21 protein-coding genes are annotated in these 20,397 nt (G+C 71.3%); 12 read left to right on the top strand and 9 right to left on the bottom strand.

Going from position 1 to position 20,397, the window contains the following annotated elements:
* Positions 1-86 precede the first annotated feature (86 nt).
* On the top strand, positions 87-1,325 hold the full coding sequence (locus tag LUX31_RS31200) for a cation:proton antiporter (RefSeq protein ID WP_235478642.1): 1,239 nt from the start codon (positions 87-89) through the stop codon (positions 1,323-1,325).
* A 394-nt stretch (positions 1,326-1,719) separates the two neighbouring features.
* Here LUX31_RS31200 and LUX31_RS31195 read toward each other — a convergent pair whose 3' ends face one another.
* Together LUX31_RS31195 and LUX31_RS31190 are read right to left on the bottom strand one after the other, a co-directional pair.
* Entirely contained in the window at positions 1,720-3,156 is a 1,437-nt protein-coding gene (locus LUX31_RS31195; protein ID WP_235478641.1) for a flotillin family protein, read from the bottom strand.
* A 99-nt stretch (positions 3,157-3,255) separates the two neighbouring features.
* Positions 3,256-3,765, bottom strand: coding sequence for a hypothetical protein (locus tag LUX31_RS31190; RefSeq protein WP_235478640.1), 510 nt, complete (start codon positions 3,763-3,765; stop codon positions 3,256-3,258).
* Between the two features lie 342 nt (positions 3,766-4,107).
* On the opposite strand from LUX31_RS31190, the gene LUX31_RS31185 reads away from it, so the two are divergent.
* Positions 4,108-4,734, top strand: coding sequence for a hypothetical protein (locus LUX31_RS31185; protein WP_235478639.1), 627 nt, complete (start codon positions 4,108-4,110; stop codon positions 4,732-4,734).
* Between the two features lie 77 nt (positions 4,735-4,811).
* On the opposite strand, the gene LUX31_RS31180 is transcribed toward LUX31_RS31185, so the two are convergent.
* Entirely contained in the window at positions 4,812-5,120 is a 309-nt protein-coding gene (locus LUX31_RS31180; RefSeq protein ID WP_235478638.1) for a hypothetical protein, read from the bottom strand.
* 299 nt (positions 5,121-5,419) lie between these two features.
* On the opposite strand from LUX31_RS31180, the gene LUX31_RS31175 reads away from it, so the two are divergent.
* Together LUX31_RS31175 and LUX31_RS31170 are read left to right on the top strand one after the other, a co-directional pair.
* Complete coding sequence (locus tag LUX31_RS31175) at positions 5,420-6,637, top strand: NAD(P)/FAD-dependent oxidoreductase (RefSeq protein WP_235478637.1); 1,218 nt, start codon at positions 5,420-5,422, stop codon at positions 6,635-6,637.
* A 10-nt stretch (positions 6,638-6,647) separates the two neighbouring features.
* Positions 6,648-7,601 carry a sigma-70 family RNA polymerase sigma factor gene (locus LUX31_RS31170; protein ID WP_235478636.1) on the top strand — a complete coding sequence of 318 codons (954 nt, stop codon included), beginning with the start codon at positions 6,648-6,650 and terminating at the stop codon, positions 7,599-7,601.
* 289 nt (positions 7,602-7,890) lie between these two features.
* Here the strand turns inward: LUX31_RS31170 and LUX31_RS31165 are convergent, their stop codons facing one another.
* On the bottom strand, positions 7,891-8,451 hold the full coding sequence (locus tag LUX31_RS31165) for a DM13 domain-containing protein (RefSeq protein ID WP_235478635.1): 561 nt from the start codon (positions 8,449-8,451) through the stop codon (positions 7,891-7,893).
* Between the two features lie 109 nt (positions 8,452-8,560).
* Positions 8,561-9,298, bottom strand: a complete 738-nt coding sequence (locus LUX31_RS31160; protein WP_235478634.1) for a flavodoxin family protein — start codon at positions 9,296-9,298, stop codon at positions 8,561-8,563.
* A 234-nt stretch (positions 9,299-9,532) separates the two neighbouring features.
* Here LUX31_RS31160 and LUX31_RS31155 point away from each other — a divergent pair, with 234 nt between their 5' ends.
* The 3 genes from LUX31_RS31155 (at position 9,533) to LUX31_RS31145 (ending at position 11,659) form a co-directional block, all read left to right on the top strand.
* Entirely contained in the window at positions 9,533-9,979 is a 447-nt protein-coding gene (locus LUX31_RS31155) for an SRPBCC family protein (protein WP_235478633.1), read from the top strand.
* Positions 9,948-10,319: a TfoX/Sxy family protein gene (locus tag LUX31_RS31150; RefSeq protein WP_235478632.1), complete on the top strand. Its 372-nt coding sequence runs from the start codon at positions 9,948-9,950 to the stop codon at positions 10,317-10,319. The genes LUX31_RS31155 and LUX31_RS31150 overlap by 32 nt, the downstream gene beginning before the upstream one ends.
* 341 nt (positions 10,320-10,660) lie before the next feature.
* Positions 10,661-11,659 (top strand): NAD-dependent epimerase/dehydratase family protein, encoded by a 999-nt coding sequence (locus LUX31_RS31145; protein WP_235478631.1) that lies wholly within the window; start codon positions 10,661-10,663, stop codon positions 11,657-11,659.
* Positions 11,660-11,683: 24 nt separating this feature from the next.
* Here LUX31_RS31145 and LUX31_RS31140 read toward each other — a convergent pair whose 3' ends face one another.
* The gene (locus tag LUX31_RS31140; RefSeq protein ID WP_235478630.1) at positions 11,684-12,796 is read right to left on the bottom strand and encodes a sensor histidine kinase; all 1,113 of its coding nucleotides are present in this window, start codon (positions 12,794-12,796) and stop codon (positions 11,684-11,686) included.
* Between the two features lie 2 nt (positions 12,797-12,798).
* Positions 12,799-13,575 carry a response regulator transcription factor gene (locus LUX31_RS31135; protein ID WP_235478629.1) on the bottom strand — a complete coding sequence of 259 codons (777 nt, stop codon included), beginning with the start codon at positions 13,573-13,575 and terminating at the stop codon, positions 12,799-12,801.
* Positions 13,576-13,701: 126 nt separating this feature from the next.
* On the opposite strand from LUX31_RS31135, the gene LUX31_RS31130 reads away from it, so the two are divergent.
* From LUX31_RS31130 to LUX31_RS31120, 3 genes are read left to right on the top strand one after another with little or no spacing between them, the layout of a single operon-like run.
* Positions 13,702-14,424 carry a glycosyltransferase family 2 protein gene (locus LUX31_RS31130; protein ID WP_235478628.1) on the top strand — a complete coding sequence of 241 codons (723 nt, stop codon included), beginning with the start codon at positions 13,702-13,704 and terminating at the stop codon, positions 14,422-14,424.
* Positions 14,421-15,044, top strand: coding sequence for a TIGR04282 family arsenosugar biosynthesis glycosyltransferase (locus LUX31_RS31125; RefSeq protein WP_235478627.1), 624 nt, complete (start codon positions 14,421-14,423; stop codon positions 15,042-15,044). Before LUX31_RS31130 ends, LUX31_RS31125 begins: the two co-directional genes overlap by 4 nt.
* A complete protein-coding gene (locus LUX31_RS31120; protein ID WP_235478626.1) occupies positions 15,041-15,820 on the top strand; it encodes a class I SAM-dependent methyltransferase in 780 nt (259 codons plus the stop codon). Before LUX31_RS31125 ends, LUX31_RS31120 begins: the two co-directional genes overlap by 4 nt.
* Before the next feature lie 352 nt (positions 15,821-16,172).
* Here the strand turns inward: LUX31_RS31120 and LUX31_RS31115 are convergent, their stop codons facing one another.
* Positions 16,173-17,438, bottom strand: a complete 1,266-nt coding sequence (locus LUX31_RS31115) for a molybdopterin-dependent oxidoreductase (protein ID WP_235478625.1) — start codon at positions 17,436-17,438, stop codon at positions 16,173-16,175.
* Between the two features lie 114 nt (positions 17,439-17,552).
* Here LUX31_RS31115 and LUX31_RS31110 point away from each other — a divergent pair, with 114 nt between their 5' ends.
* Complete coding sequence (locus LUX31_RS31110) at positions 17,553-19,004, top strand: hypothetical protein (RefSeq protein ID WP_235478624.1); 1,452 nt, start codon at positions 17,553-17,555, stop codon at positions 19,002-19,004.
* A 103-nt stretch (positions 19,005-19,107) separates the two neighbouring features.
* Positions 19,108-19,242 carry a hypothetical protein gene (locus tag LUX31_RS37575; RefSeq protein WP_268828219.1) on the top strand — a complete coding sequence of 45 codons (135 nt, stop codon included), beginning with the start codon at positions 19,108-19,110 and terminating at the stop codon, positions 19,240-19,242.
* Positions 19,243-19,272: 30 nt separating this feature from the next.
* On the opposite strand, the gene LUX31_RS31105 is transcribed toward LUX31_RS37575, so the two are convergent.
* Entirely contained in the window at positions 19,273-20,397 is a 1,125-nt protein-coding gene (locus LUX31_RS31105) for a sulfite oxidase (RefSeq protein ID WP_235478623.1), read from the bottom strand.

Here is a 20,397-nt window from a genome sequence, read left to right as displayed (position 1 = left end):
ATGGTTCCTCGCGGTGTGCCGGGAAGCCTGGTCGGCGGTGTGGAGAGAGCTCTCCACAGTCTTCTTGTCGATCGGGGGTCTTGGTCATGGTGCTCGTCGTGGTCTTCGGGGTGGCGCTGCTCATCGCGGTGCTTCTGTCCGGTCTCGCCGCCCGGACCGTGTTGTCCACGTCGTTCCTCTTCCTGGTCGGCGGGGCGCTCGTCAGTGACGGGTTCCTGGGTCTGATCCACATCACGCCGGACAGCGAGATCGTGTCCGTGACGGCCGATCTGGCGCTGTTCGCGGTGCTGTTCACCGACGGCATGCACGTCTCGTTCCCCAAGTTGCGGGAGAACTGGCGCAACCCGGCCCGTGCGCTCGGCCTCGGCATGCCGCTCGCGTTCATCGGCATGGCGGTCATCACGCACTACCTGGTGGGCCTCGACTGGACGACTTCCTTCCTGGTCGGCGCCGTACTGGCCCCCACCGACCCGGTGTTCGCCTCCGCGATCGTGGGGCGGAAGGAAGTCCCCGCGAAACTACGGCAGTTGCTGAACGTGGAGAGCGGCATCAACGACGGTCTCGCCCTGCCGGTCGTCCTGATCCTGATCGCCGCCGCCGGGCCGACCTCCGGACACGCCGAGGCCGACTTCGGGAAGATCGCGCTGGAACTGTTCCTCGGCCTCGTCTTCGGCATCGTCCTTCCGTACGTGGTGATCGAACTCGTACGTTTCCGGCTGCTCGGCGCCGAACCCAAGCTGCAGCCACTGCTGCCGCTGGCGATCGGCGTGATCCTCTACGCCACCTGCCACCTCACGCACGCCAACCCCTACCTCGCCGCCTTCTCCGCCGGCGCGGTACTCACCGCGCGCTCGATCGAGGCGAAGGAGGCGTTCGAGCCGCTCGGCGAAGCACTGGCTGAACTGGCCAAGTTCGCGGCTCTGCTGGTGTTCGGGGCGCTACTGACGCCGCAGTTGTTCGGTGACCTGTCCTTCGGCGGGTATGTCGCGGTCGTCCTCGCCATCGTCCTGATCCGTCCGGCCTCGCTGCTGCTGTCGCTCCTCGGCACCCGGTTCACCCGCCAGGAGAAGCTGGTCGCGGCCTGGTTCGGGCCGAAGGGCTTCGCCTCCGTCGTGTACGGGCTGCTGGTCCTGCAGGCCGGGATATCGCAGGGCGAGGAGGCGTTCACGCTCATCGCCGTGTGCATCGCCTTCTCGATCGTCGCCCACAGCTCCACCGACGTACCGATCGCCCGCCTCTTCCGCGTCGAGAACCTCGCGCGCGTACCCGGCTCCGACGACACGGTGCCACCCACGGCCAAGAAGTCCGACCCCGTCGGCGCGTGAACTCGCGGAGCCCTGCCCGTACATCACCACCGGCGAGGACGCCGTCCACGCACAGATCGGCTGCCCGCGCTCCTGGTCGTCGACGCGGACGCCAGGCCGTACGCAGCCTTGTCCCGCGGCCGGCTCGTCGGACCGGAGTGCGCGCGAGAGGGCCCGCCGGGGCGACAGCCCCGAAACGCGAGGGCCGCGCGGAACGCGGCCCTCGTGGCACAGACGGGCAGTCCCCTGGCCGCAGGCGTGGTCAGCGGACGCCGGTTGGAAGCCTCGTCGAAGGGGCATGAGCGGCCGGGGAAGCCGTGCCGCCGCCTTCACACACGGAAGCCCGGACGGGTTGTCCCCCGTCCGGGCCTGTCCTGTTATGTGCGTGCGCTCACTCGGACGCTACTGCGCGCGGTCAGTCGGTGATGGCGACCTTTCCGTTGGCGACCCCTGCGGTCTCGGCTGTCTCGGCCGCCTTGGGCGTCCGCCCCTGGGCGAGTCCCTGGAGGAGCTGGGCGAGGTCGACCCCGGTGGTGGAGCTGAGGAGTTCCATGCCCTGGGCGACGTTGTCGGTGACCGTGCGCGTCAGTTGTCCGGCGCCGTCCGTGGAGATGACGGTCAGTTTGTCCACGGCCGCCAGCGGCTCCGCGGCCTTGCCGACGACCTGCGGCAGCACCTCGACCAGCATCTGGAGCACGGCTGCGTCGCCGTACCGCTCGAAGGCGTCGGCCTTCTGGTGCATGGCCCCGGCCTCCGCCGCGCCCCTGGCGGCGATCGCGGCGGCTTCCGCGTCGCCTTCGAGGCGTACGGCATCGGCGAGCGCCGCGCGCTGCGCCTTCTCGCCCTCACCGGTGAGCCGGGCCCGGTCGGCCGCCGCTTCGGCCTCCTTGACCAGGGCGATACGGCGGGCCTCGGCCTCCTGTTCGGCCTGGTAGCGGGCGGCGTCGGCAGGCTTGCGGACCTTGGTGTCCAGCTCACGGTCGGTCAGCTCGGCCTGGCGGGCGGCGACCTTCTCCTGCTCGCTGAGAACCTCCTGCTGCCGGGCCGCCTCGGCCAGCGGTCCGGCCGCGTTGGCGCGGGCGGCGGCCTCGTCCGTCTCGGCCTTGATCTCGGCCTGCTTCAGGGCGAAGGTCCGCTGCGCGATGGCGATCTCCTCCTCCGCCTTGAGCCGGGCCTGCTCGGAGGCACGTCGGGCGACCGCCTCGGCGATGTCCGCCTCCTGCTTCGCACGGGCCGCCTCGGGCCGTCCGAGGTCCTCCAGGTAGGAGCCCTCGGTGGTGATGTCCTGGATCTGGAAGGCGTCCAGCACCAGCCCCTGCCCGGACAGACTGGCCTCCGCCTCCTCCGCCACCTGACCGGCGAACACGGCCCGGTCCCGGATGATGTCCTCCACCGACATCCGGCCGACGATGGAACGCAGCGCGCCGGACAGCACCTCCTGGGTGAAGCCGACGATCCCGTCCTGCTGCATCAGGAACCGCTGCGCGGCGGCCCGTATCGAGTCCTCGGTGCCACCGACCTTGACGATGGCGACGCCCTCCAGGTGGGCCTTCACCCCGCGCAGCGTGACCGCGCCCCGCACGGCCACCGGGATGTGCCGGCTGGACAGGTCCAGGGTGAACTTCTGCTGCACGAACGGCACAACGAAGACACCTCCGCCGACCACGACCTTCTGACCGCTGTTGTCGGTGAAAACCCGACCGGTCTCCGGATCGGTGGACTTCTTGCCACGCCGTCCGGTGACGATGAACGCCTCACTGGGCCCCGCGACCTTGTAGCGGGTGACCACCACCAGGGCCAGCAGGACCAGGAGTACGACGACTCCCGCAACAGCGACGAGCACAGGGCTCATGGTGCACATCCCCCTTCAGCCCTCCCCCGAGGGCGACGAATGACATCGGAAAACGAAATCGGATCAGGAACAGAGACCGTGGCAGTGAAAGCAGGCCGGTCAGCGCTCGACGGGCCGGACCTGGACGGAGGTCGCCGACAGCGACGCCTCGACCCACACGTCGGCGCCCCGCGCCACGGGCCCGTGGCTCCGGGCGGCGAGCTTCAACGGCTGCCCGGCGAGATACACCAGCACCTCGCCGTACCCCTCGGCCGGAATGGCCGTGACCACCGAGGCGGAACTGCCGACGAGGTCGCCGCCGCGCGGAGCGGAGGAGGTCCGGTCACGCATCAGCGCGCGACTGAACCGGTACGTCACCCAGCCCGCCCCGACGCCCGCGACCGTCCCCGCTCCGGTGGCCCCCACCGCCCCCAGCCCCGTCGTACCGAGCACGATCGCGCCGCCGAACCCGAGCATCGACACGAACCCGGCGATGACCGGCAGCGACAGCAAGCCGTCGAAAACACCGTCCAGCACGCCGTCCAACGCCCCTTCGAGCAGCCCGTCGAGGACGAACGAAAGGGCGAGCAGCAACAGTCCCGCGAAACCGAGACCCAGAAACCAGTTCATGCGGGCCCCTCCTTCGTACGACGACCCCCTACGCACAGACGTTCCCATACGGACCCGGCATCGGACATTGCCAGGTTCCGGCAGTCTTTACGCGCCCTTGATGCCCACTTCATACCGCCGGCAGGCGCATCGGGGCTCTCCGGCCGCCGCCCGGCCGATCCGCACGCGCCCTTCGGCGGTGCCGGTCCCCGGCAAGTCCCGGCTGCTTCAAGTGCCGACCTGAGCACTGTTGGCGACGGCCGAAGGCCGTGTACGGTTCCCCTCGGTGTGCCGGGAAGCCTGGTCGGCGGTCCGCTTCGACCTGCCCCGGAGGCATCCAGTGACCGTCCCCGGTCTCGCCGCGTGCATGACGTACATACGGACGCGGCGCACAGCGCGCAGAGACAGCGGCACCGGATCCGCGAACAGCGGCTCGACGTGCTGGCCCGCGAGACGGCACAACCGGCCGCGCCGCCGAGCTGGCACGCCGGCTGGGGAGGACGTGTCCTCGCCCTCCTGTGGTGTGCCCAGTTCCTTTGGCTCGTCGTCCGTCCCGCCGCCGCTGAGACGGCCCGCCCCTCTCCGGGTGACTGGATCTTCCTGTTCTGCGCGTCCCTGTTCGCCACCTGGGTGGGCTGCCGCCTGGGCATGTGGCAAGTCACTGCCGGCCGCAGCGGTGTGTGGATACGGCGGTTCCGGACCGTCATGTTCCTGCCCTGGCAGCAGATCAGCCGGGTGGACATGCGGCGGGACGGACTGCTGGAGTTCTTCGACGGCCACCGACAACCCATGGCCGGGTTGTACGGCCCTGCCCGGCTGAACCGGATCCTCGGCCGTCCCGACACAGGACAGCGGACGGCCGACACCCTGACACTCATGGCCCGCCACCCCGCCTGCGTCCGAGCGCGGACCCCGACCGGCGGCTCAGAGGCAGACCGTTCGCCGTGTGGTCGCCCCTGGCCCTGTGCGTCATCGCCCTGTCGAGCCTGATCGTCTGACGGACAGCCGCGCGCGGGCCCACCCTCGGGAAAGAAGCGCCCCGCGCCAGCGATCACCGAGCCGGAGTCTCAGTTCCGGGCCCGCTTGTCCTGGACCGCGGACAGGAAGAACAGAACGCCCGCGCAGAGGAAGGACCCGATACCGAACATCGCGCTGACCATGACCACGTCGTACGAGGCGTTCGCCAGGCGGGGCACACCGTTGGCCAGCATGCCGGCGTACAAGCACAGAAGTCCGTAGGCACGAGGTCGCAGGCCACCGGTGCGTCCGCGCAGCCACGACGGCACCCATCCACGCAGGATCGCCATCGCCGGCAACGCCATCAGGACGCTGGAGACGGCCAGCGCGATCCAGTGGTGGACCGGATTTCCGTGCACGAGTCCGCACCTTCTTTCACACCCTCGCCCGTGGCAGATCCCCGGCAACGCGGCCGACGATAGACCCACACCGCGGTGACCACCATGCCGGTTCCCGGCAGCCCCGGGCGCCCTCCGCTGCTCGGCGCCGACGCACGGTCGGGGTGAGCTTTCTGCACACGTCGGCCGCGTTGCTGATCCGCATCGACAGTTCCACGCCCTGCGACTGTGACCCATGCCACATGCAGTTCCTGTCAGGAATCGGGGCGCTGTTCCGCTCAAGTCACCGACAGGGAGCAGCGAATCGACAGGAGCGAGACATGAAGCACCGCATCGTCGTCCTCGGCGCCGGCTATGCCGGGGCCTACGTGGCCGGGACCCTGGCCCGCCGGCTGTCCCCGGCGGACACCGAGATCACCGTGGTCAACGCCGAGTCGGACTTCGTCCAGCGGCTGCGGCTGCACCAGCTCGCGGCCGGCCAGGAGATCGAGGCTCCACAGCTCGCCGATGTCTTCGCGGGCACGGGGATACGGCTGCGCCTGGCCCGCGTCACCGCCGTCGACCCCGAGCGCCAGGTCGTGGCCGTGGCCGACGGCGACGGCGACGGCGAACTCGGCTACGACACGCTCCTCTACGCTCTCGGCAGCCGCGTCGCCGACCACGGTGTGCCCGGTGTGGCCGAACACGCCTTCCACGTCACCGGCCGGCCCGCCGCGCTGCGCCTGCGCGAGCGCCTGGACAGCCTGGACGCGCGGGGCGAAAGCGGCAGGGTGCTCGTCGTCGGCGACGGGCTGACCGGGATCGAGACCGCCACCGAGATCGCCGAATCCCGGCCCGGCCTGTCGGTGACCCTGGCCGCGCGCGGAGAGCTGGGCGCCCCGCTCTCCGCCGGAGCCCGCGGCCACCTGCGCCGGGCCTGCGTGCGGCTGGGCATCACCGTCCTGGAGCACACCACCGTAGAAGCCGTCGAAGCGACCCGGGTACGGTGCGCCGACGGCACCGCCCTGGCGTCCGACGCGACCGTATGGACGGCCGGGTTCGCGGTCGGCCCCATCGCCGCCGCAGGCGGGCTGGAGGTCACCGACATCGGTCGGATCGTCGTCGACCGCACCATGCGGTCGGTCTCCCACCCGAACGTCTACGCCGTCGGCGACAGCGCCCACGCCATCGGCGACAACGGCCGCCCTCTGCCCATGTCCTGCGCTTCGGCCGGCTACACCGGCCGGCAGGCCACGGAGGCGATCGCGGCACGCCTGACCGGCCGCGAGATCCCGAACACCAAGCTGGAGTACCTGGCGAACCACATCAGCCTCGGGCGGCGGGACGGGATCCTGCAGATGGTCGACGACGAAGCGCAGGCGAAGCCGAAGTACGTGGGTGGCCGGAAGGCCGCACGGATCAAGGCGGGCATCCTCAGGATGTCGCTGTGGGCCACCTCGCATCCGACCTTCGGCCTGCCCAAGCGCAAGCACCGCCTGGCCGCCGCACTGGATGCATCCGCCGAAAAGGAGGCGGTCGGCGGTCGCGTGGCCGCCTAGGGTGATCCGAGTGGACAGCACCGCCACTGATCGCTTCGACACCAGTCGGTTCGAGGCCGGCCGGAACCGGCTGGCCTCGCTGGCGTACCGGCTGCTGGGCTCCGCCGCCGACGCCGAAGACGCCGTGCAGGATGCGTTCCTGCACTGGCAGGCAGCCGACCGGCAGCAGATCAAGGTGCCGGAAGCATGGCTGACCAAGGTCGTCACCAACCTGTGCCTCGACCGGCTCCGCTCGGCACAGGCCCGCCGTGAACGCACCGTCGGCGCCTGGCTGCCCGAGCCGCTCCTCGACGGCGACCCGATGCTCGGCCCGGCCGCCACTTTCGAGCAGCGCGAATCGGTCTCCCTTGCCGTCCTGACTCTCATGGAGCGCCTGTCACCTCTCGAGCGGGCCGTCTACGTCCTGCGCGAAGCGTTCTCCTTCAGCCATGCCGAGATCGCCGAGATCCTCGACATCACCGAGTCCGCAAGCCAGCAGCACCTCCACCGGGCCCGGCGCCGCATCACCGTCGCGCGCCGCGGCGGCGGCGAAGTCGACCCGGCATCCGCCCGCAGGATCGTCGAGGAATTCCTCGCCGCCGCCACCTCGGGCCGCACCGAACGGCTGGTGGCGCTGCTCACCGACGACGCGACCGCGATCTCCGACGGCGCCGGCCTGGCCGAGAGGCTGCTGCGGTACGACACTCCGCAGCGCGTCGCCGCCGTCGCACGGGCCGGCTTCAAACCCACACCCGCGAAACGGCGACTTGTCGGCGGCACGCCCGCCATCCATTACGCGGTCGTCAACGGCGCCCCCGCCATCCTCACCGTGCTCGGCGACCAGGTCGTCGGCTCCGTGACGTTCGACATCACCGGCGGCAAGATCGCCACCGTGCGCGGCATCGCCGCCCCCACCCGCCTCACCCGCCTCACCGAAGCCTGGCGACAGCACGAACCGGACACGCCGCTCATCGCCCAGTGGTGACCCGACGCCGACCACTGCTGGGCGCGCACCACCCGTGCTGCGATGAACCGGTCGACACAGCCGTGAGGACGTGTTCACCTCGCTACCCTGCACCGTGGGGCACGGACAGGAGTCCCGAGCCAAGAGGACCGCCGTCACGAAGCCCTGAAAGCTACCGGCGGGCTAGTCCGCGTGGAAGGCGGAAACGGCGGCAGCGGGACGGACGACGAGCGGGACGCCCGTGCCCTGATCCCTCACACGCAGCCTGCACCGGCCTCGTGCCGGTTCCCGGCAGTGCCGTGAACTGCGGTCAGGCGCGGGCGAGTTCGGCGGCGCCGAAGGAGACATCGAAGCGGTCGCACCAGATGCTGACACTCGTGTAGCGGGACGGATCCACGTCACTGGGCAGGGCGTAGTTCTGGCTGCCCTTGTTGCCCTTGAGCTTGCCGAGGCTGACGTACTTGCCGTCGTCGAAGACGTGCCAGCCTGCCGTCCCTTCCTTCACCGGTGCGTCGGTGAGCCACACGCGCAGGTCGGGGCCGTTGCTGGTGTCGAGGTTCTCCAGCCGGACCACGTGGGAGCCGTCGGCCAGCCGTACGAGCTTCACCGTGCCCGATGTCGTGTGCTCGTGGCTGATCAGCTCACCGCTCGCCAGCGTCTGCGGCCCAGCCGGCGTCGTGGGCGTCTGGGAGGACTCCGCCGCAGGGGGAGCGAAAGTTTCCACAACCTGGGGCAGGGCCTCCTCGACGGTCTCGTCCTGCCACAGCTTCCACGGCTGGAACCAGTACAGCCCGAAGCCGGCTCCGGCGACTGCCACCACCAGCATCCCCATGATCAACGGCCTGTTCAGTACCTTCCGCACGCGCCCCATACCCGCTTCGCCTCCTGGGAGTCTGTCCGTCCTGCCCCATTCAACGGAAGCGGGCAGCCGTCGCACACCCCGCAGGTGATGACGGAATCCTTACGCCGCACCGTCGCATTCAGCGGTGCTCGGGGTTGTCCGCCCCCGGGCGGCAGCCGGCGTCCCACTCCGAGCGCTGGTTGCCGTGGGCCGGGATGCCTCCTGCGCGTTTGAGCAGGGCCGCCAGGTGCATCAGGTTCCAGGTCATGAAGGAGGTGTTGCGGTTGGTGAAGTCGTTGTCCGGGCCGCCCGAACCTGGGTCCAGGTACGAGGGGCCGGGGCCGGCCGCACCGATCCAACCTGCGTCCGCCTGCGGCGGGATCGTGTAGCCCAGGTGCTGGAGGCTGTAGAGGACGTTCATGGCGCAGTGTTTGACGCCGTCCTCGTTGCCGGTGATCAGGCATCCGCCGACCCGCCCGTAGTAGGCGTACTGGCCCTGGGGGTTGAGCAGACTGGAGCAGCTGTAGAGACGCTCGATGACCTGCTTGGTGACGGAGCTGTTGTCGCCGAGCCAGATGGGCCCGGCCAGCACCAGGATGTCCGCGGCCATCACCTGCTCGTACAGCGCGGGCCAGGCGTCGGTGGCGAAGCCGTGTTCGGTCATGTCCGGGTAGACGCCGGGCGCGATGTCCTGGTCGACCGCGCGGACGAGGTCCGTGGTAACCCCGCTTGCCTCCATGATCGCCCGGCTCTTGTCGATGAGCCCCTGGGTGTGGCTGAGCTGGGGGGACGGCTTGAGGGTGCAGTTGATGAAAAGAGCGCGCAGCTCGTCGAAACGGTAACCGTCCTCAGTGGACGGGGTGGGCTGTGCTGCCATGGCGGACTCCGGGGAGGACAGCGGACAGGGCCGACGGACGGGGCAGGCGGCACTCCGTACCGCCCGGCGGCAGCGTCTCGCGGAAATCGCACGCTGTCTCGCTACGACGCACCGCCGCACGGTGTTTTCCACCGGCGTGCGACCTTCGTCGTGCGCTTGCCCACCGCCTCAAGGATCCTGGAGTCGGCAACACAGCCCCGGTTCCTGGCCGGTCGAGGACAAGGCAACAGCACCATGACGATCGACGTGTCAGCGGAGCGCGTGATCCCGCTTCCGCCCGAACGGGTGGCCGAGTACGCCATGGACTGGCGCCATGACACTGAGTGGACGCAGGGCATCCGCACCGCGGAGCTGACCCGGGAGGCGGACCAGGGTGGCTTCGGCGTGGGCGCCGAGGTCACCCGTACAGCGTACTTTCTCGGCCGGCGCATCGACTACGTCCTGCGCGTGGCCGCGTACGCGCCGCCCCGCCTGCTGGACATGGTCTCCGTGGCCGGGCCGATGCCCATGCACGTCACGTACACCTTCGAGCCGGACCCGCGGGGCACCTTCGCCCGCATCCGGGTCCGGGGCGGTGGGGGTGGCTTCTACCGGCTGGCCGCGCCTGTCCTGGCCCGCCAGGTCCGCTCCTCCATCGGCAAGGATCTGCGTGACCTCGAACACCGGCTCACCGGACAGTGAGAGGACCACCATGGCGTACGACGAAGGACTGGCGGAGCGGATCAGACAGCGACTCGGCTCTGATCCGGACGTCACGGAAAGGCGTATGTTCGGCGGGATCGCCTTCCTGTACCGCGGCAACATGGCCGTGGGCGTGAGCGGCGACGATCTCATGGTGCGGGTCGGTCCCGACCACACCGACGCGGCCCTGGCCCGGCCCGGCACGCGCGTCTTCGACATGGCCGGCCGCCCCATGCGCGGTTGGATCCTCGTCGCCGGGACCGCTCTCAGTGAGGATGACGTCCTCGGCGAGTGGGTCGACGAGGGACGTGCCTTCGCCGTGAGCCTGCCGCCCAAGTAGCGGCCCTCGACGCCCCGGCTCCCTCCCTGCAGCAACCGGACCGACTCGTACCGCCCTTCCTGCAAGTGGCATCAGAGGTTCCGGAAAGCGTCGGATGCCGGTCGGCCCGAGGCGAACTGCTGCGTCACGCCGTGCCCTGGCCGTCACCTACCGGTTCACAGCTGAGTGCCGCGCCTGGCCCTCACGCGCAGGTGGCCGGCTCACACCCGTCAGCGCACCGACCGAGTCGGGTTCTCCCACCGGGAGCGAACATCTCGCCGGACGGCGCGTTGTCTTACGGACTGGTGACGTGATGGGCGCGGTCCCCTGGTCCGGCAGGTGCGCCGCTCTAGCGTGGGCGCATGCGTGTACTGGTCACCGGCGGTGCCGGGTTCATCGGGTCCCATGTCGTCGAGGTGCTTCAAGCGCGCGGGCACGAGCCCGTGGTGTTCGATGTGCGCGAGGACGCGGGCGAGGACGTGCGGGACCGGGAGGCGGTCAGCCGTGCCCTGTCAGGTGTGGACGCCGTGTGCCATCAGGCGGCGATGGTCGGTCTTGGCACCGGATTCGCCGACGCGGCGCAGTACGTCTCACACAACGACCTCGGCACCGCCGTACTGCTCACGGCCATGGCCGAGAAGGGCGTCCGGCGGCTGGTGCTGGCCGGTTCGATGGTGGTCTACGGCGAGGGGCGCTACACGTGCGCACGGCACGGGGTGGTGCGGCCGGGGCCGCGGGCCGTCACCGATCTGGAGGCCGGGCACTTCGAGCCGCGCTGTCCGGTGTGCGGGCAGGAGTTGTCGCCGGAGCTGGTCGCCGAGGACGCGCCGGTGGACCCGCGCAACGTGTACGCGACGACCAAACTCGCCCAGGAGCATCTGGCCGTCGCCTGGGCCCGGTCGACGGGCGGGGCGGCGGTGTCCTTGCGCTACCACAACGTGTACGGGCCCAGGATGCCCCGGGACACTCCCTACGCCGGGGTCGCCTCGTTCTTCCGTTCGGCGCTCGCCCGGGGTGAGGCCCCGCGTGTCTTCGAGGACGGCCGGCAGCGGCGGGACTTCGTGCACGTACGGGACGTGGCGGCCGCCAACGCGGCGGCGCTGGAGGCGGATCCGGCCGGCGGCGCGCTCACCGCGTACAACACCGGCAGCGGCGAACCCCACACCGTCGGGGAGATGGCGCGGGCGCTGGCCGCCGCGTACGGCGGGCCCGAACCGGTCGTGACCGGCGAGTACCGGCTGGGGGACGTACGACACATCACGGCCGACTCGTCCCGGCTGCGGGCGGAGCTGGGGTGGAAGCCGGAGATCAGCTTCGAGGAGGGCGTACGGGAGTTCGCTCGGGCTGGGATGCGCCCGTAGGGCGACTGGTGGTGCTGCCCGCGTTCAGGAAGCGGCTGCGGGCAGCACCACCTCGAAACGGCAGCCACCGGGGATGTTGCGTACGGTGGCACGGCCCTGGTGGGCCTCCACGATGCCCCGGACGATGGCCAGGCCCAGCCCGGCGCCCGCCGGAGGCGTACGGGCGTGGGTGCCGCGCCAGCCGGTGTCGAAGACGCGGGACAGGTCCTCCTCGGGGATGCCGCCGCAGCCGTCCGTCACGGACAGCACCACACCGTCGAGCAGGCGTTCGGCTGCCACCATGACCGTGCCGTCCACGGGGGTGCGCCGGATGGCGTTGACCAGGAGATTGCCCAGGACGCGGCTCATCTCCTTGCCGTCCACCTCCACCGGCACCGGCTCGACACGGTCCCCGACGAGTCGCACCCCGTGCTCGTGGGCCAGCGGATACACCCCGGCGAGAGCGTCACCGACCAAGTCGTAGACGGACATCCGGGCGGGCGACAGAGCCAGCGTGCCGGCGTGGATGCGGGAGAGTTCGAAGAGGTCGCCGACCATGTCGTTGAGACGTTCGACCTCGGTGCGGATCTGGCGCAGATAGCGGTCGGGGTCAGCGGCGACGCCGTCCTCCAGCGCCTCGGACATGGCGCGCAGGCCCGCGAGCGGGGTGCGCAGGTCGTGCGAGATCCAGGCGACGAGTTCCCGGCGGGAGGACTCCAGGGCGCGCTCGCGCTCCCTGGACTCGGCCAGCTTCGCGCTGGTGACCGCCAGCTCGCGGCTGAGCGCGGCGAGTTCGGCGGTGGCCGGAGTGACAGGCGCCGTGAAGTCGCCGCCGTCGCCGAAGGAGCGGGCGGCGAGGGTGAGTTCACGGCTGCGGGCGACCACCCAGCGGCCCAGCAGCAGCGCGGTGGCCAGGGAGACGACGGCTGCCATCGCGACCACCGTCGTGACCACGGTCAGGTCGTGCGCGGACAGGAACATCGCCTGCGCCACGGCCAGTGTGCCCGCGAGCATCGCGGTCACGGCGACCGAGGCCACGACGGTGAGTGACGTGGTCAGTGAGCGGCGGCGCAGCAGCCACAGTGCTCCCGCGCCGAGCAGGCCGGCCACACCGGCGCCGAGGAAGGCGAACAGGGCGATGAGCAGGGTGTCACGCATGATCACTCCTCACCCTGGCCGGAAGGACCAGAAGGGCCGGCGGGATCGAAGCGGTAGCCGACGCCCCATACCGTCTGGATCAGGCGGGGCCGGGCGGGATCGTCCTCGACCTTGTTGCGCAGCCGTCGGACGTGGACCGTGACGGTCGACAGATCGCCGAAGTCCCAGCCCCACACCTCCCGCATCAGGTCCTCGCGGCCGTACGCCCGGCCGGGATGGCGCAGGAAGAACGCAAGGAGGTCGAACTCGCGCAGGGTGAGGGCCAGTTCGGCGCCGTTCTTGGTGGCGCGACGCGCAGCCGGGTCGACGGTGAGGCCGACCGCGTCCAAGGGGCGCTCGCCCGCGGTGGTCCGTGTGCGGCGCAGGACCGACTCCACCCGCAGCACCAGTTCTCTGGGGCTGAACGGCTTGGTGACGTAGTCGTCCGCACCCACCTCCAGCCCCAGGATGCGGTCGTCCTCGTCGCCGCGGGCGGTGAGCATGATGACCGGCACGGGGCCGCGCTCACGCATCCGGCGGCACACCTCCAGGCCGTCCATGCCTGGCAGCATCAGGTCCAGCACCACCAGGTCCGGCCAGTGAGTGGCGGCGCCGGCGAGTGCGGTCGGCCCGTCTCCGGCCCGGTCCACGACGTATCCCGCGCGGTCCAGGTAGCCCGAGACGACCTCGGCGACCGTGGGGTCGTCGTCGACAACGAGGACGCGGGCGGCCCTGCCCCCGCGACCGGTTCTGTCGCCACCGGCGGATGTGTCCGCCGGTGGCTCGTACGGCTGCTGCATACGGCCAGCCTCGCATTGCGCGCTGCTTCGCGTCACGCTCCAGCCGCCGGCAGGCACGGACGTCCGTGTTTCGTAAGGAGCCGATGTCTGTTATGCGGCTTTCGCGTTCGTAGGGTGAGAGCCGTGATGACCCCTTCCGAATCCGAGGACGTCGATGTCGTCCTCCCTTGTCTGAACGAGGCCGAAGCCCTGCCGTGGGTGCTCGACCGCGTCCCTCCCGGCTGGCGCGCCCTCGTCGTGGACAACGGCTCCACCGACGGCTCGGCCGACATCGCCCGGGAACTCGGCGCGACCGTCGTCCACGAGCCACGCCGCGGCTTCGGCGCCGCCTGCCATGCGGGGCTGACCGCCGCGACGGCCGCGATCGTGTGTTTCTGTGACTGCGACGCCTCGCTGGATCCGGCTCTGCTTGTGCCGTTCGTGCGTGAAGTGCAGGGCGGCGAGGCCGACCTGGTGCTCGGACGGCGCCAGCCGCAGGGCCGGGGTGCCTGGCCCGCGCACGCCAGGGCCGGCAACCTCGCGCTCGCGCTGATGCTGCGCCGCCGCACCGGCCTGCGCCTGCACGACCTCGGTCCGCTGCGGGCCGCCCGCCGCGAGGCACTGCTCGGCCTCGGACTGACCGACCGGCGCAGCGGCTACCCCCTGCAGATGGTCGTGCGGGCCGCCGACGCGGGCTGGCACGTCACCGAGCACGACGTCCCGTACCTGCCGCGCTCCGGTGCCTCCAAGGTGACGGGTACCTGGCGCGGCACCTGGCAGGCGGTACGGGACATGAGCCGTGTCCTGACCGAGGAACCGGCCGTGCCCGCGACGGATGCGGCGCCAACGCGAGGAGGCAGCAGCCGATGACCACCCTGCTCGTCATCGCCAAGGAACCCCGGCCGGGGCGGGTGAAGACCCGGCTCACCCCTCCGTTCACACCCGAGGAGGCCGCGGTGCTCGCCGAGGCGGCCCTCACCGACACCCTGCGTGCGGTGGCCGCGACCCCCGCACGGCGCCGGGTCCTCGTCCTCGACGGAGAGGCCGGGCCCTGGCTGCCACCGGGCTTCGACGTCGTGCCGCAGTGCGCGGGCGGTCTCGACGAGCGGCTGGCGGCGGCCTTCGCCGGCTGCGACGGTCCGGCACTGCTGATCGGGATGGACACCCCGCAGGTGACACCGGAGCTGCTCACCGTGGACTTCGAGGGGTATGGGTACGACGCCTGCTTCGGTCCGGCCGAGGACGGCGGATTCTGGGCCCTCGGACTGGCCGCCCCGGACCCCGGGCTGCTGCGCGGGGTCCCGATGTCGACGCCCGTCACCGGCGCCGTCCAGCGCGCCCGGCTCGTCGCCGCGGGCCTGCGCGTGCGCTACCTGCCGCGACTGCGGGACGTCGACACCGCCGCCGACGCCGAAGCGGTCGCCGCCACGGCGCCGCACAGCCGTTTCGCCGCGGAGCTGTCCCGGCTCCGGCCGGTCGCCCGCCGATGAGCACGGCACACGAGGTGAGAGCGCGGGACACCGCGCATCACAACTGGGCCGCCGACCCCTACGCGGACGCCCTCCAGGCCGGTCACGGACCGCTCTTCCTGCGCCGCAGCGACGGCTGGCTGCTGCCCCTGGACGTGGAGCGGTGGTGCGCGCCCGCCGACGCCGTGGACCTGCGGATCCTGGACCGGTGTGAGGGTGCCGTGCTCGATGTCGGGTGCGGACCGGGACGGCTGATCGCGGAACTCGCCGCCCGTGGCCGTCCCGCACTCGGCATCGACATCAGCGAGGCCGCCGTCGCCCACACCCGCGGGCTCGGGGGGCAGGCCCTGCGGCGGTCGGTCTTCGAACCACTGCCCGGCGAGGGCCGGTGGAACACCACCCTGCTCCTGGACGAGAACCTCGGCATCGGCGGCGACCCACGCGCCCTGCTCCGCAGGCTGGCCGAACTGCTGCTGCCGGGTGGCCTGTTGATCGCCGAGACGGCCCCGGTGGACGTGGACGAGCGCATCGACGTCCGCATCGTGCCCGGCAGCGATGTCCTGGGGACCGCCGGCGCCCCGTTCCCCTGGGCCCGGCTCGGCACCCCGGCCCTGCTCCGGTACGCCCGCCCACTGGGCTGGCATGCCATCGATCAGTGGGCGGCCGGTGGCCGCCGCTTCGTCGCCCTGCGCAGCCGCAGCACCAGCAGCAGCGCCGAGCCGCCGAAGAGCACGGCCGTGATAAGCAGCCAGCGGGCGAGGAAGCCCTCCCCGGACAGGCCGGTCGCCGAGGCGTAGTGGTCCGCCACCCGGCCGCTGATCAGCGGGAACCACACCAGCAGGAGCAGCCCGGACAGAGCGGCCGGCACTCGGACGTACAGAGCCCACCCCCGGTGGCCGGCCGCGCCGAGCGACCCTACGACCGCGCGGTCCGCCACCGCGTACAGCGGCAGCAGCACCAAGTCGTGAACCAGCGCCGCCCCCACGAACCACAGCGCCACCTGGAACCAGTCATCCGCCAGCAGCCGCACACCCGCATAGCCGGCCAACGCGAACGAGCAGGCCAGAAGCAGCAGTTGCAGCGGGCTGCCCACCTTCACACGGATTCGCCTCACAGATCTCCTCGGAAGTCCTCTCATCGCAAGTCCTCTCAGAGGTCGCCGAACGTCATCCGGGCCACCCACTTGGTGTTCAGCACTCCGGGTGCGGCGGGCACGATGATCCGGGCCGGGTAGCCGTGGTCGGGGGTCAGCGGCTCGCCGTTGACGTCCAGGGCCAGCAGGGAGCGCGGGTCGCGCACCTGGTTGGCGCGCAGGGCCGCCGAGCGGAACGCTCCTCGGCGCTGGAGGGACTCCACCAGGACATCGGGCGCCGCGTCCGCGTCGTATCCCACCAGGGCGGCGAGATCCCGCAGCCGTACGCCCCGCCACCACTGGTCGGAGGTCGACCAGCCCTCCACGCAGGCGATGGGCAGCGCCGAACTGTGCAGGGGCAGATCCAGCAGATCGGCCCGGCTCAACCGGACGGCCCCGGAGCGCCCCCTGACGACCAGCCGCCACGCCGCCTCGCTCGTCTCGGCGGCGCTGATCCCTCGGGACGCGGCCGTCTTGTTGATCTGGAAGCCGCCCGGTCCACTACCCGGATCGGCGCCCCCGTGCGGTGCGAGGAGGGCCGTCCGCCGCAGCGGTCCGTCGAAGTTCTGCCCCACGGTCGTCCCGAACAGCAGCAGCGAACCGCCCCCGACGAACCACAGCGCACCGCGCCGCGACACGGTGGGCTCCGCGGGCCGCGGGGAGACCAGCGGAAACTCCGGATCGACGCCGGCCTCCTCCTGAGGGCCCTCCCCTTCCCGCATGCGGCGCAGATTGCGTACGGCGGCCGGCGCCCGCAGCGCCACGTGCACGACGAACGCGGCGAAGAACACCCACGCCCCGTAGAAGTGCAGCGGGTAGAAGGAGCCGGGGAAGACGTAGTCCAGCTGGATGTTGAGCACACCGGTGACGAGCTCGAAGAGCACGCCGCCGACCAGCAGGAGCAGCGAGATCCGCTCCAGGGCGTGGGCGAGCGACCGGGCCGGTGGCAGCGCGAACAGCTTGGGCACCACCGACCACAGTTTGGCCAGCAGGACAGGGATGAGCGTGATGCCCAGCGTGACGTGGACGCCCTGGTTGAGCCGGTAGAGCCAGGGCGGATCGGTCGGCCAGGCGAAGAGGTAGAAGCCGAGCAGTCCCTTGTCCGGGGTCTTGTCGTTGACCGGCGACAGCTCCGGGTTGTACGCGGCGTAGGACAGCAGCCCGGTCACGAACAGCACGGTGATCCCGCCGAGCAGCACGACACCGAGGACCGAGGTGAACCAAGGACCGCGCAGCGGACTGCGCCAGAAACCGGGGGAGGAAGGCAGGCGTTGGTCGGGCATGTTCCGACGTTAGGCAGGAACATGCCTGTACAGGGGTGTGCGACCCATGACGAAACTCTGACGTCAGCAGCGCGGGCGACCCTGTGCGCCGCCTTCCGCCCTAGCGTTCCGTGTGTGATCCGCACCCCGTTCCGCGACCTGGCGGCTGTCCTGGCCGCCGTCCTCCTCGTCGTGTCGGCCGTCCTGGTCGGCCGGCACCTCCAATTCACCTACGGCAACCTGCACGTGGGCTGGCCTCCCCTGTACGCCCACTGGGGCCCCCACATCGGCCCCGGCACACCTGCCGCGCTCGTCGTCGCGGTCGCCGTCGTAGCATACGGCCCCCGCGTGGCCGCCCGACTGCCGTGGCGCGCGCTGCTCGGCGCCGTCTGGGGCACGGCGATGGCGTGGACGTGGTCACTGGCGCTGATCGACGGCTGGCAGCGCGGGATCGCGGTCCGGCTCACGACCAGGTACGAGTACCTGCAGGTCATCGACCGCTTCCAGGACATCCCCGCGACACTGCGGGACTTCACCCATCACATCCTGTTCCACTCTCCCGACCACTGGCCCCCGCATGTGGCGGGGCATCCTCCGGGGGCGACGCTCACGTTCGTCCTGCTCGACAGGGTCGGACTCGGCGGCGGGGGCTGGGCCGGAGTCTGGTGCATCACCGTCGGCGCGTCGGCATGCGTGGCGGTACTGGTCGCCGTGCGGGCGCTCGCGGACGAGGCCCTCGCACGCCGGGCGGCACCGTTCCTGGTGATGGCGCCGGCCGCGGTGTGGATGGGGACGTCCGCGGACGGGTACTTCGCGGCGGTCGCCGCCTGGACCATCGCCTTCCTCGCCCTCGCGGTCACCGGACACCGGCTTCCCCTCACCGGCTTCGCCTCCGGCCTCCTCTTCGGCCTCACCTGCTACCTCTCCTACGGCCTCACCCTTTTCGCCGTGATCGCTGGCGCCGCCCTGCTGCTCGGCGGCCCACGCCGAACCCGTCCCCTGCTCTACGCCCTCGCCGGAGTCACCGTCGTCCCGCTCGCGTTCACCCTCGCCGGCTTCAACTGGTGGGAGGCGTACCACCTCCTCGTCGAGCGCTACTACCAGGGGGCCGGCGGCATCCGGCCCTACGGCTACTGGGTGTGGGCCAACCTCGCCTGCACGGTCCTGCTCGTCGGCCCGGCGACAGTGGCGGGTCTGCGGCGAGCCGGCGCCACACTCCTGGGGCCGCCGGCGCGCCTCACGGGACGTTCTCCCTTCAACGCTCCAGAGACGGGGGTGCGGACAGACGACCGCCACGGCGCTCCCGTACGTTTCGTCGCTGCTCTCCGTCGGCGTGTCGTGCCCCGGGCGGGCTGGTCCGGCACCTCACCCGACGTCCGCCTCGCCCTGCTCGTCGCCGCCGCGTTCGCTGCTCTGCTCATCGCCGACCTGTCGGGGATGAGCAAGGCGGAGACCGAGCGCATCTGGCTGCCGTTCGCCCTGTGGCTGTTGGCCGCATGCGCGTTCCTGACCCGACCCCGGGCCTGGCTCGCGGCGCAGGCCGCGCTCGCTCTGCTTCTCAATCACCTGCTGATGACCGGCTGGTGACGGGAGGTGGCAGGTCCCGGCAACCCCAACCCGTAGATCCTGCCACCCGCTCCAGGACGCGGTCCGCTGCCGGGCGTCCCGGATCTACTCGAAAGCGTAGGCGTTGGCCCACCCCAACGGCGGGGAGCGCCCGGGCCGGTTGGGGGAGGAGTTCGCCACGCTGGTGCGTGAGCGGGGCGAGGCCGTCGCCGAGGCCGGTCAACGACGGGCGTGGGACGTGGTGGACCTGCCGCTCTGACGGGGTGGCCGAGCCCGCTGCTCCACCCGTTCAGTCGTCGGGCTCCAGGCACACGACGGGAACGCGCTGGACGAGGTTGTTGGCGAAACCACCCCGGTTCCAGGGCTGGTCCAGTGGCTGGGTGTGCCCCTCGGCGTCGGTGGCCCGCGCCGTCAGGACGTGGTCGCCGGGGGTGGCCGTCCACGCAAGACGCCACCGGCGCCAGGCCCAGCGATGCGTGCCCGCCGGCTCGACCTCGGCCTCGCCCCAGCCGAGTCCGCCGTCGGTGCTGACCTCCACGCGCTTCACCGGCACCCGCCCGGACCAGGCGCGTCCCTCCAGCGTCACCGTGCCGGGCCGTACGATCCGTGCCCGGGACATGAAGTCCGGGAAGCCGGGCGGGACCACCAGGGCGCGCGGCGCGATCCGGGTGACCGGCTCGCCCTCCTCCTCCGGACGCCGTCTGAGCCGGTAGGCCACGGACTGCTGGAACCCCGTGAACGGCCTGTCGGTGACGGTGATGTCGCGCAGCCACTTCACATGCGCCATGCCGTACCAGCCGGGCACCACCAGACGCAACGGGCGGCCGTGCTGCGGGGGCAGCGGGGCACCGTTCATCCCGTAGGCGACCAGCACGTCGGACTCCTCGCCAACGGCCACGTCGACGGGGAGGGCGCGCTGGTAGTCCTGTTCGACGCCGCGCTCCACACCGTGATCGGCGCCGGTGAAGACGACGTCGACGGCACCGTCCTCGACTCCGGTATCGGCGAGCAGCAGCCGCAGCGGTACGCCCGTCCACTCCGCGGTGCCGACGGCCTCGACCAGCCACGGCTGGCTGACCGGCCGGGGAGTCAGCAGAGCCCGCCCGTTGCCCGCGCACTCCAGGGTGACACGGAGGGTGACGGCGGGGTACGCGCGCAGGTCCGCCGGTGTGAAGCTCATCGGACGGCGGACGCGGCCGCCGATGGTCAGCTCCCAGGACTCGTCGCCGGTGACGTAGGGGATGTCGTAGTGCGTGAGGACGTAGTGCAGCCCGGGCGGGGTGACGTCGTAGCGCAGGGCCTCCAGCGGCAGACCGTGGTTGCGGGTGGCGAGCGCCAGTTCGTCCCGGCCGATGCCCTCGTCCGGTCCGGCCAGCCGGGCGGATGCGCTCACGTCACTGAGTCGGCGCCCCAT

The organism is Streptomyces sp. GQFP, assembly GCF_021545335.1.
GTDB lineage: Bacteria > Actinomycetota > Actinomycetes > Streptomycetales > Streptomycetaceae > Streptomyces.
Note: the sequence above shows the minus strand (reverse complement) of the source record. Positions and strands in the feature narration are given on the sequence as shown.

Excerpts from the sequence above, each read along its gene's own strand:
- LUX31_RS31115 (WP_235478625.1), bottom strand. The coding sequence starts at position 17,438 with ATGCCCGACCAACGCCTGCCTTCCTCCCCCGGTTTCTGGCGCAGTCCG.
- LUX31_RS31125 (WP_235478627.1), top strand. The coding sequence starts at position 14,421 with ATGACCACCCTGCTCGTCATCGCCAAGGAACCCCGGCCGGGGCGGGTG.
- LUX31_RS31190 (WP_235478640.1), bottom strand. The coding sequence starts at position 3,765 with ATGAACTGGTTTCTGGGTCTCGGTTTCGCGGGACTGTTGCTGCTCGCC.
- LUX31_RS31165 (WP_235478635.1), bottom strand. The coding sequence starts at position 8,451 with ATGGGGCGCGTGCGGAAGGTACTGAACAGGCCGTTGATCATGGGGATG.
- LUX31_RS31145 (WP_235478631.1), top strand. The coding sequence starts at position 10,661 with ATGCGTGTACTGGTCACCGGCGGTGCCGGGTTCATCGGGTCCCATGTC.
- LUX31_RS31160 (WP_235478634.1), bottom strand. The coding sequence starts at position 9,298 with ATGGCAGCACAGCCCACCCCGTCCACTGAGGACGGTTACCGTTTCGAC.
- LUX31_RS31135 (WP_235478629.1), bottom strand. The coding sequence starts at position 13,575 with ATGCAGCAGCCGTACGAGCCACCGGCGGACACATCCGCCGGTGGCGAC.
- LUX31_RS31130 (WP_235478628.1), top strand. The coding sequence starts at position 13,702 with ATGACCCCTTCCGAATCCGAGGACGTCGATGTCGTCCTCCCTTGTCTG.
- LUX31_RS31120 (WP_235478626.1), top strand. The coding sequence starts at position 15,041 with ATGAGCACGGCACACGAGGTGAGAGCGCGGGACACCGCGCATCACAAC.
- LUX31_RS31200 (WP_235478642.1), top strand. The coding sequence starts at position 87 with ATGGTGCTCGTCGTGGTCTTCGGGGTGGCGCTGCTCATCGCGGTGCTT.
- LUX31_RS31195 (WP_235478641.1), bottom strand. The coding sequence starts at position 3,156 with ATGAGCCCTGTGCTCGTCGCTGTTGCGGGAGTCGTCGTACTCCTGGTC.
- LUX31_RS31140 (WP_235478630.1), bottom strand. The coding sequence starts at position 12,796 with ATGCGTGACACCCTGCTCATCGCCCTGTTCGCCTTCCTCGGCGCCGGT.
- LUX31_RS31175 (WP_235478637.1), top strand. The coding sequence starts at position 5,420 with ATGAAGCACCGCATCGTCGTCCTCGGCGCCGGCTATGCCGGGGCCTAC.
- LUX31_RS31105 (WP_235478623.1), bottom strand. The coding sequence starts at position 20,397 with ATGGGGCGCCGACTCAGTGACGTGAGCGCATCCGCCCGGCTGGCCGGA.
- LUX31_RS31155 (WP_235478633.1), top strand. The coding sequence starts at position 9,533 with ATGACGATCGACGTGTCAGCGGAGCGCGTGATCCCGCTTCCGCCCGAA.